Annotated in this window: 14 protein-coding genes; 9 read left to right on the forward strand and 5 right to left on the reverse strand. The window is 63.4% G+C overall.

The window, feature by feature from the left end; all coding sequences use genetic code 11:
- Window positions 1–131: 131 nt before the first annotated feature.
- The 4 genes from RFN30_RS30625 to RFN30_RS30640 all read left to right on the forward strand — a co-directional run bounded on the left by RFN30_RS30625 (window position 132) and on the right by RFN30_RS30640 (window position 4412).
- Window positions 132–1253: an ATP phosphoribosyltransferase regulatory subunit gene (locus RFN30_RS30625; protein ID WP_320265731.1), complete on the forward strand. Its 1122-nt coding sequence runs from the start codon at window positions 132–134 to the stop codon at window positions 1251–1253.
- Window positions 1250–1951 carry an ATP phosphoribosyltransferase gene (gene hisG / locus RFN30_RS30630; protein WP_320265732.1) on the forward strand — a complete coding sequence of 234 codons (702 nt, stop codon included), beginning with the start codon at window positions 1250–1252 and terminating at the stop codon, window positions 1949–1951. Before RFN30_RS30625 ends, hisG begins: the two co-directional genes overlap by 4 nt.
- A 75-nt stretch (window positions 1952–2026) precedes the next feature.
- Window positions 2027–3787: an AMP-binding protein gene (locus tag RFN30_RS30635; protein WP_320265733.1), complete on the forward strand. Its 1761-nt coding sequence runs from the start codon at window positions 2027–2029 to the stop codon at window positions 3785–3787.
- Window positions 3788–3797: 10 nt separating this feature from the next.
- Entirely contained in the window at window positions 3798–4412 is a 615-nt protein-coding gene (locus tag RFN30_RS30640) for a poly-gamma-glutamate hydrolase family protein (RefSeq protein ID WP_320265734.1), read from the forward strand.
- A gap of 76 nt (window positions 4413–4488) precedes the next feature.
- Here RFN30_RS30640 and RFN30_RS30645 read toward each other — a convergent pair whose 3' ends face one another.
- Entirely contained in the window at window positions 4489–5166 is a 678-nt protein-coding gene (locus RFN30_RS30645; protein ID WP_320265735.1) for a TetR/AcrR family transcriptional regulator, read from the reverse strand.
- A 174-nt stretch (window positions 5167–5340) separates the two neighbouring features.
- Entirely contained in the window at window positions 5341–6285 is a 945-nt protein-coding gene (locus RFN30_RS30650; RefSeq protein WP_320265736.1) for a nucleoside hydrolase, read from the reverse strand.
- A 92-nt stretch (window positions 6286–6377) separates the two neighbouring features.
- Here RFN30_RS30650 and RFN30_RS30655 point away from each other — a divergent pair, with 92 nt between their 5' ends.
- The 5 genes from RFN30_RS30655 (at window position 6378) to RFN30_RS30675 (ending at window position 11525) form a co-directional block, all read left to right on the forward strand.
- A complete protein-coding gene (locus RFN30_RS30655) occupies window positions 6378–7391 on the forward strand; it encodes an isopenicillin N synthase family dioxygenase (protein WP_320265737.1) in 1014 nt (337 codons plus the stop codon).
- A gap of 90 nt (window positions 7392–7481) precedes the next feature.
- The gene (locus RFN30_RS30660) at window positions 7482–8339 is read left to right on the forward strand and encodes an ABC transporter substrate-binding protein (RefSeq protein WP_320265738.1); all 858 of its coding nucleotides are present in this window, start codon (window positions 7482–7484) and stop codon (window positions 8337–8339) included.
- Between the two features lie 151 nt (window positions 8340–8490).
- Complete coding sequence (locus tag RFN30_RS30665; RefSeq protein WP_320265739.1) at window positions 8491–9432, forward strand: amino acid ABC transporter permease; 942 nt, start codon at window positions 8491–8493, stop codon at window positions 9430–9432.
- A complete protein-coding gene (locus RFN30_RS30670; RefSeq protein WP_320265740.1) occupies window positions 9429–10235 on the forward strand; it encodes an amino acid ABC transporter ATP-binding protein in 807 nt (268 codons plus the stop codon). The genes RFN30_RS30665 and RFN30_RS30670 overlap by 4 nt, the downstream gene beginning before the upstream one ends.
- An 84-nt stretch (window positions 10236–10319) precedes the next feature.
- A complete protein-coding gene (locus tag RFN30_RS30675; protein ID WP_320265741.1) occupies window positions 10320–11525 on the forward strand; it encodes a calcium:cation antiporter in 1206 nt (401 codons plus the stop codon).
- A gap of 342 nt (window positions 11526–11867) precedes the next feature.
- Here the strand turns inward: RFN30_RS30675 and RFN30_RS30680 are convergent, their stop codons facing one another.
- Genes RFN30_RS30680 through RFN30_RS30690 form a run of 3 tightly spaced genes read right to left on the reverse strand, consistent with a single transcriptional unit; the run spans window position 11868 to window position 15617 of the window.
- The gene (locus RFN30_RS30680; protein ID WP_320265742.1) at window positions 11868–12914 is read right to left on the reverse strand and encodes a glutathione synthetase; all 1047 of its coding nucleotides are present in this window, start codon (window positions 12912–12914) and stop codon (window positions 11868–11870) included.
- A gap of 13 nt (window positions 12915–12927) precedes the next feature.
- Window positions 12928–14796 (reverse strand): flavohemoglobin expression-modulating QEGLA motif protein, encoded by a 1869-nt coding sequence (locus RFN30_RS30685; RefSeq protein WP_320265743.1) that lies wholly within the window; start codon window positions 14794–14796, stop codon window positions 12928–12930.
- Window positions 14793–15617, reverse strand: a complete 825-nt coding sequence (locus RFN30_RS30690) for an N-formylglutamate amidohydrolase (protein ID WP_320265744.1) — start codon at window positions 15615–15617, stop codon at window positions 14793–14795. Before RFN30_RS30690 ends, RFN30_RS30685 begins: the two co-directional genes overlap by 4 nt.
- Window positions 15618–15666 lie beyond the last annotated feature (49 nt).

The following is a 15666-nucleotide window of genomic DNA, read 5'->3' on the forward strand; positions in this document are numbered from 1 at the left end:
TGGATGTCGCGCATGGTTTCGCCAACTTCCGGCGTTGGGGAAAAGGCGCCGTGCTTGAAGCTGCCGATCTCCCCCCTTGCGGGGGAGATGTCCGGCAGGACAGAGGGGGGTGCCTCGCGCCCAGCCTATCCATGACCTCCCGCTACCCCGCCATCGCCACCGACATCACGAAGCTCTTCGCCGCGCGCCATACGCACGCCGTCGAAGTCGCCGTGCTGCAGCCGGCCGATCCGTTCCTCGACATGGCGGGCGAGGACCTGCGCCGCCGCATCTTCCTCACCGAGAGCGAGACCGGCAAGACGCTGTGCCTCAGGCCGGAATTCACCATTCCGGTCTGCCTCGACCACATCGCCAGCCAGGCCGGCACGCCACGCCGTTATTCCTATCTCGGCGAGGTGTTCCGCCAGCGCCGCGAGGGCGGCAACGAGTTCTTCCAGGCCGGCATAGAGGATCTCGGCGACCGCGACACGGCTGCCGCCGATGCCCGCTCGCTGGCCGACGCGCATGCGCTGCTTTCGCTGGTGCTGCCCGGCCAGGCGCTCGCCATCACGCTTGGCGACCAGACGGTATTCGAGGCGGTGCTGGCGGCCCTCGGCCTGCCGCGCGGCTGGCGCATGCGGCTCGCGCGCGCATTCGGCTCGGCGCCGATGCTGGAGGCGGCGCTTGCCGACCTCGCCAACCCGCCGCGCAACAGCCAGCTCTCCGGCCCGGTGGCAATGTTGGTGCTCGACGGCGATGCGGAAGGCCTTGCCGCGCATATCGCCGCCGGCATGGAGGAGTCCGGGCTGTCGGCATCGACCGGCCGCGCGCCGGCCGACATCGCGCGGCGGCTGATCGAGAAGGCGCAGCTGCGCAGCGTGCGGCTGTCTGACGAGGCGTTCTCGGCGCTGAAGGGCTTTCTCGCGATCGACGTTGCGCTGAATGGGGCGACGGAAGCACTGGAAAAATTCGCCGCCGATGCCGGCCTGTCGCTGGGCGCAGCGCTCGAAAATTTCGCCGCGCGCGCCAAGGCGATCGAAGCGCATGGCCTGCCGATGGCGGCAATCCGCTATGACGCCGCCTTCGGCCGTCCGCTCGATTATTACACCGGCCTCGTTTTCGAGATCGCTGCAGCCAATGCTGATCGCCCGTTGGTCGGCGGCGGCCGCTACGACCGGCTGCTGACGCTGCTCGGCGCCAAGACGCCGATCCCCGGCGTTGGTTTCTCGGTCTGGCTCGACCGCATCGAGGCTTTGCGGGAAGGCGCGAAATGATCACGCTGGCGATCCCGTCGAAAGGCCGTCTCAAGGAACAGTCGCTGGAGGTGCTGGCCAAGGCCGGCCTGGCGGTCACCTTGCCTGAGGACGACCGCAAATACCGCGCTCGCATCGATGGCCTCGACAATGTCGAGGTGGCCTTCCTGTCGGCATCCGAAATCGCCGGCGAGATCGGCCAGGGCACTGTCGATCTCGGCATCACCGGCGAGGACCTGCTGCGCGAGAACCTCGCCGACTGGGAAGCGCGTGCCGAGATCGTCGCCCGCCTTGGCTTCGGCCTTGCCGATGTCGTGGTCGCGGTGCCCGACATCTGGCTCGACGTCGACACCATGGCCGATCTCGACGACGTCGCCGCCGATTTCCGACAGCGCCACGGCCGGCGCCTCAGGATCGCCACCAAATACTGGCGGCTGACGCAGCAGTTCTTCTCGCTGAAGCACGGCATCCAGGTCTACCGCATCGTCGAGAGCCTCGGCGCCACCGAGGGCGCGCCGGCAGCCGGGCTGGCGGACGTCATCGTCGACATCACCACCACCGGTTCGACGTTGCGCGCCAACCACCTCAAGGTTCTGGGCGACGGCGTGATCTTGAAGTCTCAGGCCTGTCTCGTCGCTTCGAAGAAGCAGCGTGATGCGGCCGACGAGGCGCTGTTGCGCGATATCTCTGCCAAGATGAGCGCCCTCTCTCCTCCTTGAAGGAAGGGGGACCTTTGGCGGATTTTCACCGCCGCCACCGGCTGATAGGCTGACGCATCCCGGGAGGAGACGGCGATGGCGATCAAACTCGACGAGCTCAAGAACGCCACCAATCTGCGCAAAGCGCGCAACAGCTTCATTGCTCCGGTGGATGGCAGGGCGCATGTCTCGGGCGACCGTTCGGCGCCGTTGCTCGACAAGACCATTCCGGAGCTGTTTTCCGACACGGTCGCCAAATACGCCACGCTCGACGCCGCCGTCTTCGTCGGGCAGGACAAACGCTTCACCTGGAGCGAGCTGTCGGACGCGGTCGATGCTCTGGCCGCCGGCTTCCTGGCGCTCGGATTGGAGAAGGGCGACCGCGTCGGCATCTGGTCGCCCAACCGCTGGGAATGGCTGGTGACGCAGTTCGCCACTGCGCGCATCGGCCTGATCCTGGTCAACATCAATCCGGCCTACCGGCTGACCGAGCTGGAATATGCCCTCAACAAGGTCGGCTGCAAGGCGCTGGTCACCGCCGTCAGCTTCAAGACCTCCGACTATCTCGGCATGGTCGAGACGCTGGCGCCGGAAATCGCCACGGCGGAGCCCGGCAAGCTTAAGGCCAAGAAGCTGCCGGCGCTGAAGATCGTCATCCGCATGGGCGACGACAATTCGCCCGGCATGTTCAACTTCGGCGACGTGCTTGCCATGGCCGGACGCGACGAGCATGACAGCCTCGACCGCATATCCGAGAGCCTGAAGCCGAATGAGGCCATCAACATCCAGTTTACAAGCGGAACGACCGGCGCGCCGAAGGGTGCGACGCTGACCCATTTGAACATCGTCAACAACGGCAATTTCGTCACCTCGGCCATAAAACTCACCGTCGATGACCGGCTCTGCATCCCGGTGCCGCTCTATCACTGCTTCGGCATGTCGATGGGCACGATGGGCTGCGTCACCAAGGGCGCGACCATGGTCTTCCCGGGCGAAGGTTTCGATGCCGGGGCGACGCTCAAGGCGATCGCGCAGGAGCGCTGCACCGGCATTTACGGCGTGCCGACCATGTTCGTCGCCATGCTCGACCATGCGGATTTTTCGACCTTCGACCTCTCCAGCCTGCGCACCGGCATCATGGCCGGCTCGCCATGCCCGATCGAGGTGATGAAGAAGGTGGTGTCGCTGATGAACATGTCTGAGGTGACGATCGCCTATGGCATGACCGAGACCAGCCCGGTTTCCTTTCAAAGCAGCGTCGACGACCCGCTGGAAAAGCGCGTCTCCACTGTCGGCCGCATCCATCCTCATGTCGAGGTCAAGGCGATCGGAGCCGACGGCGCCACCGTCGCGGTCGGGGAGCCTGGCGAACTCTGCACACGCGGCTATTCGGTGATGAAGGGCTATTGGGACGACGTGGACAAGACCCGCGAGGCGGTCGACACGGACGGCTGGATGCATACCGGCGACCTCGCGACAATAGACGCCGAGGGCTATTGCAACATCGTCGGCCGGGTGAAGGACATGGTCATCCGCGGTGGCGAGAACGTCTATCCGCGCGAGGTCGAGGAATTCCTCTACCGCCACCCGAAGATCAAGGAAGTGCAGGTCTTCGGCATTCCCGACGACAAATATGGCGAGGAGCTCTGCGCCTGGATCGTGCTGAAGCCTAACCAGATCGCGACGGAGCAGGAGATCAAGGCCTTCTGCGCTGGCCAGATCGCGCATTACAAGGTGCCGCGCTACATCCGCTTCCGCACCGAGCTGCCGATGACGGTCACCGGCAAGCCGCAGAAGTTCTTGATGCGCGAAAAGATGGTCGAGGAACTGGGGTTGGTGGCGCAGAAGACGGCGTGAAGCGGGATTGATGGACAACGAGTTTCCGAATTTCGCAGCGCTGAAAGCCGCCAAAACCGAAAACGTAGATTATCGCATAGTCGTCCGGCGCGGAGCGCGAACCGGCAGTGCGATCGTCATGGCTCCGCATGGCGGCATGATCGAGCCCCGCACCTCCCTGATCGCCGAGACGATAGCAGGGCGCGACCTCGATATGTATTGCTTTGAAGGGCTCATGCCGGAAAGCAACCGGGAGCTGCACATAACATCCAGGAACTTTGACGAGGAGTCCGCACTGGAACTGTTGCGGACGAAGTCCACTGTCGTCGCCATCCACGGTCGTCAGGATCGGGACGATCCCTCGACAGTTTACCTGGGCGGCAAGGACGCCGCGTTGGTTTCCGAGATAGCCTGGCGTCTGCGGGAGGCCGACTTCCAGACGAAAAAGGATAATCATCCCTTTCCAGGTATCCAGGATTCCAACATCATCAACCGAGGATTGACGGGGAAAGGAGCACAGCTGGAAGTGCCCTTATCGTTGCGCCGTCGACTGGGAAGCGAGCCGGAACTTCTGGAAAGATTCTGTGGGGCGGTTCGCAAGGCCATTGACATCGTCGATGCCAGAAACGGTTCGATCGTGTCCTAAAGCCGCATCACATAGACCGGAAAGGGGGGAGCACCCACCAGTTCAGCCGGCGGACGCTCGTCCCGGCGCGCCGCCGCTACTGCCGCCGCCCCGCCTTCATCTCCGACGGTCTCGGCGCCGAGCCTGGTTTTTCAACCAGCGGGCCGAGCAGCACTTCGCCGAACAGCGGCTGGTAGCTGCGGCGCACGGCGGGGTCCTCCTTGAAGGACAGAGCGTATTGGCCGATCTGGTGGAAATAGGTGATGCGCGCCCTGACCAGGCTTTCGTCCGGCGAATAGCCCATGGCGCGGAAGGATCGGACGAGGAGAGCAATCCTGAGATCGTCCATGTCCTTCACTTCCTGCGCCAATTTCCTCGACGTCCGCGACCAGTCGCGCACGGCAAGATCGAGCAGCGGGCTGAAGGGTGCCTCATCGACCCATACATGCACGATGTCGGTGAAGAACTGCAGGCCGTCTATGTCGTGCATTTCGCGCATCGCCCAGAAGGGCGCGCAGTTGATGTTGCGCCATTCCTGCAGCAGGCCGTCGCGAAGGTCGGCGAGGCTGGTGAAGTGGAAGTAGAAGCTGCCGCGCGTGACCTTGAGCTGCTTGGAGAGACGGTCGATCTTGACCTCGGCGATGCCGCGCTTTTCCAGCACTTTGCGCGCCGCGGCGATCCAGGCCTCGCGGCTCAGCGTCTGCCGCGCCGTCGTCCGTCCGGCCCGCGTCCTGGACGATCGTTTCGTCTTTGCCGAGGCGGCATCCGCTTTCACTGCTTCCAGACCTCCGTGGCGGCCGGCGGCAATTCGCCGAGCCATCCTTGATCAAGCCGATGTCCGCCCGCTTCGCAACCCGCAACCGTCGCCGTCCATCGCGGAGCAAGCCGCTTCCTTTGTTTGATGCATGTCGTTCTCCCAAAACCGCAATGCACTTTTGGGCGACCTGCATCAGGGCAACGCGCTGATCCGCTGCAGCATCAGTTCGAAGAACGGTGCCGGCTCGATGCGGCGCAGCACGTTGCAATTCTTGCGCCGTCCGGTGACATGCCACCAGTCGACGACGGTCATGCCGATCGTCTCGGGCGAGACGATGTCCACCGTCACCGCGCATTGGCGCTTTTCGTAGATCTCCGGTGCCAGCAGATAGCCGGTGACGCAGGCGTCATGGATCGGCCGCCCCGGCGTGCCGAACTTGTGGCTGCCGTACTGGCGATAGAAGTCGGCGAGGTTCGCGGCCTCGATCGCGGCCCTGCTGCCGGTGGCGCGCAGGCGGTCGAGCCACTCCAGCGTCATCATCGCGGTGTAGGTGCAGTCGATGCCGGCCATCGTCAGCGGCACGCCGCTGTCGAACACTTTGTGCGCCGCATGCGGGTCGACGAAGATATTGAACTCGGCGGCGGGCGTCGCATTGCCGCCCTCGAAGAAGCCGCCGCCCATCAGCACCACTTCGCGCAGGCGCGGGATGATCCTCGGCTCCATGGTCATGGCCATCGCCAGGTTGGTCATCGGCCCGAGCGTGCAGACGGTGAGCTCCCCCTCCGGCGCATCCATGATCGCCCGCACCAGATAGTTGACGCCGTGCTCGCTCTGCAGTGGCGTCACCGGTTCGGGAAGATCGGCGCCGTCGAGCCCCGTCTTGCCGTGCACATATTCGGCCGTCATCAGCGTCTTCACCATCGGCCCCGGGCAGCCGGCATAGACCGGCACGTCGGGCCGCCCGGCGAGTTCGACGACCTTCAGCGCGTTCTTCGAGGTCAGCGGAAGCGGCACGTTGCCGCCGACGGTTGTGATGCCCACCACCTCGATCTCGGTCGGCGAGCCCAGCGCGAACAAGATCGCGAAGGCGTCGTCCTGGCCGGGATCGGTGTCGATGATGATCTTGCGTGGTGCCATGTCGTGCCTGCCTTCGAAAGCCTATTGATGAGCCCGTTCGGATGTGTAGAAATACAGTACTGTATCTTATGTTCAAGACAGGGCCTTCGAAAATGGACGAACGAGAGCGCGGCGACTTTTCCGAAATTCCGATCCTCGATGTGTCGGCTCTCTACGGCACCGACAGGGACGCGATCCGGGCGACGGCGGCGACGCTGCGCCGCTATCTCGAGACGATCGGATTCCTTTATGTCGTCGGCCATCCGATCCCGCGCGCCGATGTCGAGGCGGTGCGCGAGGCGGGCAAGCGCTTTTTCGCTCTGCCCGAGGAAGAGAAGCTCAAGCTGAAGATCGACCGAAACTTCCGCGGCTATCTGCCCTTCGCGGGCTCCACCATCGTTACCTCGTCGGTGGCGACCGTCAGCAAGCCGAACCAGAGCGAGTCGATCTTCTTCATGCACGAGGTCGGCGCAGACGATCCCAGGGCTCTCGCCGAAAAGCCGCTGCAGGGTCCGAACCAGTGGCCGGACGAGACGGCGCTGAATGGCTTCCGGGAAACGATCGAGCGCTATGTCGACGAGATGGGCACGCTCGCCCGCAAGATGGTCGGCGCCATTGCGCTGTCGCTCGGCCTGCCGGCCGACAATCTCGACCTTTACTTCGAGCAGCCGACCACCTTCCTCAGGCTACTGCACTATCCGACGCAGCCGCAGGAAGAAGGGCTGTTCGGCTCGGCGCCGCACACCGACTACGGCTTCATCACCCTGCTCGCGCAGGACGACGTCGGCGGTCTTGAGGTCAAGAACAAGGCCGGCGAATGGGTGCCGGCGCCGCCGATTCCGGATTCCTTCGTGATGAATGTCGGCGACATACTGGCGCGCTGGTCGAACGACCAGTTCGTCTCGACGCCGCACCGGGTCATCAACCGTTCCGGGCGCGAGCGCTACTCGCAGCCCTTCTTCTTCGACCCGTCGATGGACGAGACGATCGCAGCACTGCCCGTCTGCGTTCCGGCCGGCGCGAAGCCGAAATACGAGCCGGTGCTCTATGGCGACTACCTCATGGAGCGCATCGACAAGAACTATCACTATCGCAAGAAGAAGGCTGCCGAAGCGGCGGGCGCGTGAGCGATTGAACAGTCTGACCTGCGCCGGACATATGGCACGGCGCCGGCGCAATGAGATTGCAACCATGCAATGAGCAAAAGGGGAACGACAATGAGAACAAATCTGCGCATGGCCGGCCTGGCGCTGGCTGCATTTGCTACCGCCTGGGGCGGGCTTTCGAAGGCCGCCGAAGTTCCGAAATCGGCCGAGGTCCAGCAGACAGGCACGCTCGCCGTCGCCAACACGCTGGACTATGCGCCGTTCGAATATCTCGACGCCGACGGCAAGCAGACCGGCATCATCATCGAGATGGCCGGCGAGGTCGCCAAGCTGGTCAGCGCCAAGCTCGACGTCCAGCGTACACCGTTCCCGTCGATGATTCCCGGCCTAGCCGCGGGCCGCTTCAAGATTGCCTGGGAGACCTTTTCGGCCACGCCCGAGCGCCTCAAGCAGGTCGACTTCGTCATGTTCCTGAAGGCCGGCCTCGCCGTCTCGACCTCGCCGGACAAGAAGGCGAGTTTTACCGGCGACACGCCGCTTTGCGGCAAGCGGATCGGCGTCTCGGCCGGCAGCGCGTCCGATTTCCTGGTCGACAAGCTCGGTAAGGAATGCACCGACAAGGGCCAGGCGGCGATCGAGAAATCGGTCTTCAACTCCTCGACCGACATCGTCCAGGCGGTGCTCTCCGACCGCGTCGACGCCCGCATGGACGATGCGACCGCGTCGAGCTACTTCGAGGTGACCAGCAAGGGCCAGCTCGTCGTCCTGCCGACCCTCTATGACGTCGCGCCGCTCGGCCTCGCCATCGCCAAGGACGACAAGGGCACCACCGACATGATGGTCGCGGCACTCACCGAGCTGTTCAAGAACGGCACCTACAAGACCATCCTCGAGAAGTACGGCATGGGCGCCTACGCGATCAAGGAACCCTATTTCGTCAACAGCATGGATGCCTTGCGCACTGACTGAGGCACCGGCCCGAAATCGGAATCGATTTCCGGCAAGGATCATGCGCAAGTTCAGCACGACGCATTTGCGCGCCCGAAAGGGCGCGCGGGCGTTTTGAACGGAACCTCGGCGTCCGGTCGACCGGATGCCTGACAGGATCAGGAGATCTCAGATGGGCGTGGCCCACCCGACCGAGATGAGAGTCGAGCCGAGCGCCGCAGCCGCGGTGGCGCGGCTCACCGTCGTGCCGCAGCGCCGCTATGGCATCTGGATCGGCACGGCGCTCGCCTTGCTGCTGGCCTTCTTGATCGTCCGGGCCTTCGCCAGCAATCCCGCCTTCGCCTGGGGCACGGCCGCCGGCTATCTCTTCCATCCCTCGATCATGCGCGGCCTCTCCAACACCTTGATCCTCACGGTGGTGATCATGGTGCTGGCGATCGTCATCGGCACCATCATCGCCATCATGCGCGTGTCGCCGAGCCCGGTGCTGCGCGCTTTCGCCGGCGTCTATGTCTGGTTCTTCCGCGGCGTGCCGGCACTGATCCAGCTGATCTTCTGGTTCAACCTGTCGCTGCTGGTGCGCGAGGTCTCGGTGGCCTTGCCGTTCCTCGGCACGATCTTCTCCGCCCGCACCAACGATTTCATGACGCCGTTCTTCTCGGCCGTCGTGGCGCTTTCGCTCTGCGAGGCGGGCTACATGGCCGAGATCATCCGCGCCGGCATCAAGTCGGTGCCGTCGGGCCAGGCGGAGGCGGCGAGCGCGCTTGGCATGCCCTACCGCATGATCCTGAAGCGCATCACGCTGCCGCAGGCCATGCGCTTCGTGTTGCCGCCGACCGGCAACGAGGCCATCAATCTCTTGAAGATGACGTCGCTGGTGACCTTCATCGCGGTCGACGATCTGTTCTATTCGGCCCAGAGCATCTATGCGCGCACTTTCGAGACGATCCCGCTGCTGATCGTCGTGGCGTTCTGGTACCTCGCGGTGGTCTCCATCATGTCGGTCGGGCAGCATTTCCTCGAGCGCCATTTCGGCCGCAGCGACACGCGCCGCGACCCGCTCGCCATGCGCGCGCTGCGCAACGCCATCAGCCTGGCGGGCATCGCCCGATGAGCGACGTGAAATCCGAGAACCGCGCCCGTTTCGGCGTGCCCGCCGATTCCATGGTGTTCGCGCGCGGCGTGCGCAAGTCCTATGGCCAGCTGGACGTGCTCCAGGGCATCGACCTCGACGTGCCGGCGGGCTCGGTCGCCTGCATCATCGGTCCGTCGGGCTCCGGCAAGAGCACCTTCCTGCGCTGCATCAACCATCTGGAGAAGATCACCGCCGGGCTCTTGCTCGTCGACAGCCAGTTCGTCGGCTACGATCTGAGGGACGACAAGCTCTACGAGGTGAAGGACGATCTGCTCTGCCAACGGCGCGCCGAGATCGGCATGCTGTTCCAGTCGTTCAACCTTTTCTCGCACATGACCGTGATGGAGAACCTCATCGAGGCGCCGACGCAGGTGCGGCGCATCGCGCCCGAGCAGGCGAAGGCCGAGGCCGAGATCCTGCTCAGGCGCGTCGGCCTGCTCGACAAGGTCGACCGCTATCCGCGCGAGCTGTCCGGCGGCCAGCAGCAGCGCGTGGCGATCGCCCGCGCCATGGCGATGAAGCCCAAGGTGCTGCTGTTCGACGAGCCGACCTCGGCGCTCGACCCCGAGCTCGTCGGCGAGGTTCTGCAGGTCATGCGCGATCTCGCCGAGAGCGGCATGACCATGGTCGTCGTCACCCACGAGATCGGCTTCGCCCGCGAGATCGGCGATCAGCTCGTCTTCATGGACGGCGGCGTGATCGTCGAGCGCGGCGCGCCGCGCGAGATGATCGCCGATCCGCAATCGCCGCGCACGCGCGAATTCCTGTCGCGGGTCCTTTGAGATTGGTCATGAGCCGGCCATTCGCCCACACCCGCTCGGCACCGATTTGCCGTAACCGGCAAAGCCGCGGCGGGTTGACACCGCTTGAACAAGTCGAACGGCCGGGTTGCGGGTTTCGCACTGATATCGGCTGAGGTGCTCCCCGTGAGCTTTTCCGCTAGGATCGCGGAAACGCATGGGGCTTCAATGACTGGTTTCGGACGGTCGGTGACTTCCTACACGATGCCATTGGTCGCCTTGGCGATGGCTGTCGCGGTCAAAGCCAGCGGTCTTTCGGTGGACGAAGGCTCGCTGAACGTCAGGATTCTTGTTGGAGCGCTTTCGAGCGCGATCATGTTCACCACCATTTTCGTGGTGCTCGATCATGCCGAGACAGTGGCCCGGCGCGTAGGGGAGCCCTACGGAACATTGGTGCTGACCTTTGCCGTGACGGCAATCGAAGTGTCGATCATCGTTGCCATGATGCTGCATGGAGAGAACAACCCGACATTGGCGCGTGAGTCCGTTTTCTCGACGGTGATGATTACCTCCACCGGCGTCGTCGGCACATGTCTTACGCTTGGCGGCTGGCGTCATCGCAAACAGGCAATCGTTCGCCAAGGGACCAGCGCGTATCTGGCGGTTCTGATCGCGCTGACCGTCATGACGCTCATTCTCCCGACCTACACGCAAACGACGGATCCCGGCACGTTTTCGGCAGCTCAGCTTGGTTTGGTAAGCGTCCTTTCAGTGCTGCTCTATGCAAGTTTCGTGTTTGCCCAGACCGTCCGGCACCGGGAAGACTTCGTCCAAGGACAGACACACGACGTGTCGACGCGAACTGCCCATCGCGAAAGCGTTTCTGTCAGCGCTCTGCTGCTGGTAAGCGGGCTGATCGGAATTGTCATGCTCGCCGAGCAGGTCGCCGCAAGTGTCGAGAATACGCTCGTCGCCTACCAGGTGACCCAGGCCGACAGTATTGTAGGCGCGTTGATCGCGGGGCTGGTTCTGATGCCGGAGGCCATTTCGGCGGTTCGCGCTTCACTCAACAATGAGCTGCAGCGCGGCTTGAACGTTGCGATGGGCTCGGCTTGCGCCACGATTGGCTTGACGATACCGGCGGTCGCGGCCGCCAGCCTGCTGACAGGCAGAGGGTTGACACTGGGGCTTCCGGCGACTGACGCAGTACTTTTGGTTCTAGCGCTTTTTATATGTAGCGTAAGCTTTAGCAATGAAAGAACGACATTCCTGACCGGCATGGTCCATATTGTGGTATTTTTTACTTTTGTATTTCTGATATTTGTACCTTGAAGCTGTGATGCGAGCTGGCAATCAGACGCACGGACGGGACGACGACCGGCTAGGAAATCCCCTATCGCGCCAACTCGCGCGCTGCGGCATCGGTTCGTCCCCCTGAAACAGAAGACCTTTGAGACATAGGCCTTGGCTTGCTTTCGCAGCTTGAAGAACTCGTATTCGCTTTCGTCGCTCATGCCCCGACACTATCGCAGAATTATCAAGGTGGAAGGGATCTTCCTTACTGGGGCTCAGAAATTGGCGTACGGGGCGGGTCCGCAACATCTGTGTAGGGCGGATTTTGATGGAATGAGCATGCTGTGACCTCAGCTCACGCCGCCCGACTTGTTTGCATCCTCAAAGCGTTGCCAGCCGCGAATTCGGCATGGTCTTTCCATAGGCTCGGCGCAGGGTCGCCTTCTCCTCCAGCGCGACGATGACCCGTGCGGCGAAATCCGTTTTGTACATATCGGCCAGCCGTGCCAGCCCGCCTGGCGTAAAGACATTGATCTCCAGAAGTTTGTCGCCGACGATGTCGAGCCCAACCAGAAACATGCCGTCGCTGACCAGTTTGGGGCGCACCATCTCGGCAATGCGCAACATCGTGTCCGTTACCTTGACCTTGCGGGCGGTTCCCGCGGCGTGGATGTTGGAGCGGACGTCGCCCTTGGCTGGGAGGCGGCGAAAGGCGGCGTAGCTGCCGTCGCGCGCCAGCGGCAGGCCGTTCATCAGGAAAAGCCGTACGTCACCAGCCTTGGCCTCCGGAATGTAGGCCTGCGCGATGAGATAGCCGTCACCGCTGGCGGCCTCGAAGATCTGGTTGAGGTTGGAATCGGCAGGCGTCGCAATATGGAAGACGTTCTTGCCACCCGACCCTTGCAGTGGTTTGACGATGCAGCCCTTCGAGTTTTTGTCGATGAAGGCGCGGATCTCGGCAATGCTGCGCGATATCAAGGTTGCCGGCCGTACCGCTTCGGGAAAGGTCTGCAGGTAGAGCTTGCTCTGCGCCTGTGCCAGACCGTCCGGATCGTTGACGACGATGACGCCCTGTTCTGCTGCGAGCCGCCCGAACATGATGCCTGCGTTGGCGGCCCATGGTCGATCGGTGGCGTCGAGCGACGGGTCGTTGCGCAGAAACAAGATGTCGATATCGCCTGTCGCGAAGGTCTTTTTCTGCTTCGAGGCATCCTTCAGGGCGGCATACAGTTTGTCGGGCGTCTTGTAGGGAGCGTCCGGCAGGACCGCGACGCTGACAGCCAGGCTGTCATCCGGACGCAGTATGAAGTCGCCGGGTTCGACATAGACAACAGAATGGCCTCGCTGGATTGCAGCCAGCGCCAACGTTGTCGTCGTGTAGCCTGGCGTCTCGCTCTCGATCGAATTGACGAAGAACGCAATGCGCATCGGGGATGCTCCCTCAAGTCTCAACCATATCGATCGGATCGATCCCCGCCATCGCCTTCTTGAGCCGCGGACGCGCCGCGTCGGAAGAGAGGAAGGCAGGTTCGAGGCGCGGCGCGCGCAGCAAGCCGCGCGCGTTGAGTTCCTGGATTGCGCCGAAATGCGCTGCGGAGATCTTGCCGATCCAGAATGGCGTGAGGCTGCCGCCGCTCCTCAGATGATCGAGGACCTGCACCATGCCGCGCAGATAGATGGCGTCCTTTGCCAGGCCACCACCTCGAAAGACGCGCAGCACGACGTTGAAGGCGCTGCGGTCGTCGAGACCGAAATCCTTGTGGAGGATGCGGAAGGTTTCCTCGAACGCAGCGCCGTCGAGCATCGCCTGACACGCGACGACCCTGGCCGCGATCAGCCGCAGCCGCGCCGCGGTCATGCCGCCGACCAGATATTCTGCCAGCACCGCCAGTCCCTCCTGCATGCCTTCGTAGCCGGCGAGCCCATTGCGGAAGATGGCGAGCCCCTGCGCATTGCCATTGAAATAGGTTAGCAGATGGACGCCGATTTCGTGACTGAGCAGTGCGGTGAGACGCTCCGGTGGAAGGTTGGTATCGCGCGAAACCAGCAGCAGGTTTCGAGAGACGAGTAGGCCGGCCGGGAGGTCGCCGCGGATCTCCACGGAAGCATCGAAATCGGAGTAGGCGGCACGATATCCCGCGATCATGTCTCGCGCCGCCGCGGCGACGGCGTCGGCGCCCAGCCCCTTCTGCCTCGCCGCCGACGCAGCGCCGTGCGCCTTTTCAAGAATGGCGCGTGCTCGTGTCGCCAGGCTCGGCTCGACGCTGCCATAGAGGGCTCGTCCGAGTTCGACGAAGCGGGGCGTCTCGCGGGCCCCGAGCATTGACAGTTGGAGATCGAGCTCCTGCTGCTTTTGCGAGAGCAGCGTAGTCAGCAGCGGATCTTCCAGATGATCGAGCGAGACCGAATAGAGTTTCCGCTTCTGGGCGGCGACCTCAAATTCGAGCGGCCTGTAGAGCAGTGCAGGGACATGCTCGAAGCCGCCCGCCTGGAATTCCCGCCAGGCCGGTTCGGCGTTGATCGGTGTGACGGCAAGCAGGAAATCGAATGTCGACGCGACGCTGTCGAGCGCCCGGTCGGCGCGCACGACGGCGTCGATGTAGGCGCGCCGCCCCAGCGAACGGTGGGTTGCCGGCGGTTCCAGCTTTGATGCCTTTAGAAAAGCGCTGACCGCCTGGAGCGCGGAATCTACCATGTTGGCGACAACAAGGTCGCGCAATTCAGGATAGACGCGCTCGCTGCCAGGCACCCTGTAGATCGGCGCGAAGCGCACCGTCAGGCCCGCCACATCGCCGAGATCACCCGAGAGCCGTGCTTTGGCGCTTTTCGTGGGAATGAATTCGGCGACGCGGGGCGTGCGGTATTTTGCTTCGCGTCCGGACGCCGCAGTGGCGAAGCGCTTGAGCGCCGCCTTCTCCGCCGTCGTTTCGCCGCTGGCCAGTGCAATCTCGAAAGGCGGCAGGAACGGTACGTCCTCCGTCAGGAACCGGTCTTCGGCCAACTCGCCAATGTCGAGCACGAGGAACGCGCCGCAATGATCGCGCATCCTTCGCGCCACCAGCCGCGCGACCTCGCCGGCCAGGCTGATATCGGCCACGATCAGATAGGACGCGTTGGCGGAAACAACTTGGAACGCCGCATCCTGCTGCGACCCGATATGGACGCATAGAAACGGCAGCGGCCGATCGATGTGCAAACGATTGCCGTCGCCGAACTCGCGGCGGATCGGCTTGCCGTCCCGGAAAAGCGCGTCCAGGTCCGCCTCGATCTCTGCCAACGGAGACTCAGCCTCGACAAGCTTCGGCTTCATGTCATGCCCCGCACCGCGGCCTCGAGAACGGGCACCGTGGACGCCAGCATGGCGCGCAGCCGTTCGATCGCTCCCCAGTCGGGCTCGCCGCTCCATTCGTCCATGAAGATCTTCTTGAACTCGACTGCGATGGCGCACCCGGTGTCGGGGAAATTGGCATGGACGAAACGGGTCTGTTCGCCCTTGCCCTGGAACGACACATTCTCGCGCACGTCGATCGGCTTGCCGTTGAAACACTGGCCGCGAAGCGCCTCCATGAAGGCGTCGACGACCGGCGCCCAGCGCGCGCGGTCCATCGAGGATGTGCCGATATTGATATCAGGCGCGCCATCCTGCGATGCAGGCACTGCTTTCGGCCCTTCGCGCCGGTGGTTGTAGCTGTGGACGTCGACAAGGACGAACCTGCCGTAACGTTTCTCGACATCGGTAAGCACACGCTTGAGCTCGCCGTAGAACGCATCGTGAAAGGCGAGAGACTCGTTCACAAACTCCTCAGCCGGTGGCTCTCGCCATACGTTCAAGCCCCAGGACTGGTCCGGCGACCGGTAGACCGCTGCCTCGCGCGCGCGGTTCAGATCGACCTGAAAGCGCGATCGATGAACGATGATCTGTGTCGGGAAATCGGCGATAAAGTACTCGGTGAAGGGATCCTCCTCCCGCTGTCGGTCAGGGTCGGGGATGCACATGAGCGATTGGCACGCGCGCCCGACATCGGAGCCGCTGTGGATTGCCGTGCCAATAACGGGGGAATCGCCAAGCTTGATTGTCCAGCCCGCCGGTGTTCCACCCCGATTATTGTTGAAAATAGGCTTACTCACCATCCATCGAAATGCGTGGGGAGGGTGGACGGTTCCGCGGCGTTGTACAGGC

The organism is Mesorhizobium dulcispinae (assembly GCF_033977345.1).
Taxonomy (GTDB): domain Bacteria; phylum Pseudomonadota; class Alphaproteobacteria; order Rhizobiales; family Rhizobiaceae; genus Mesorhizobium; species Mesorhizobium dulcispinae.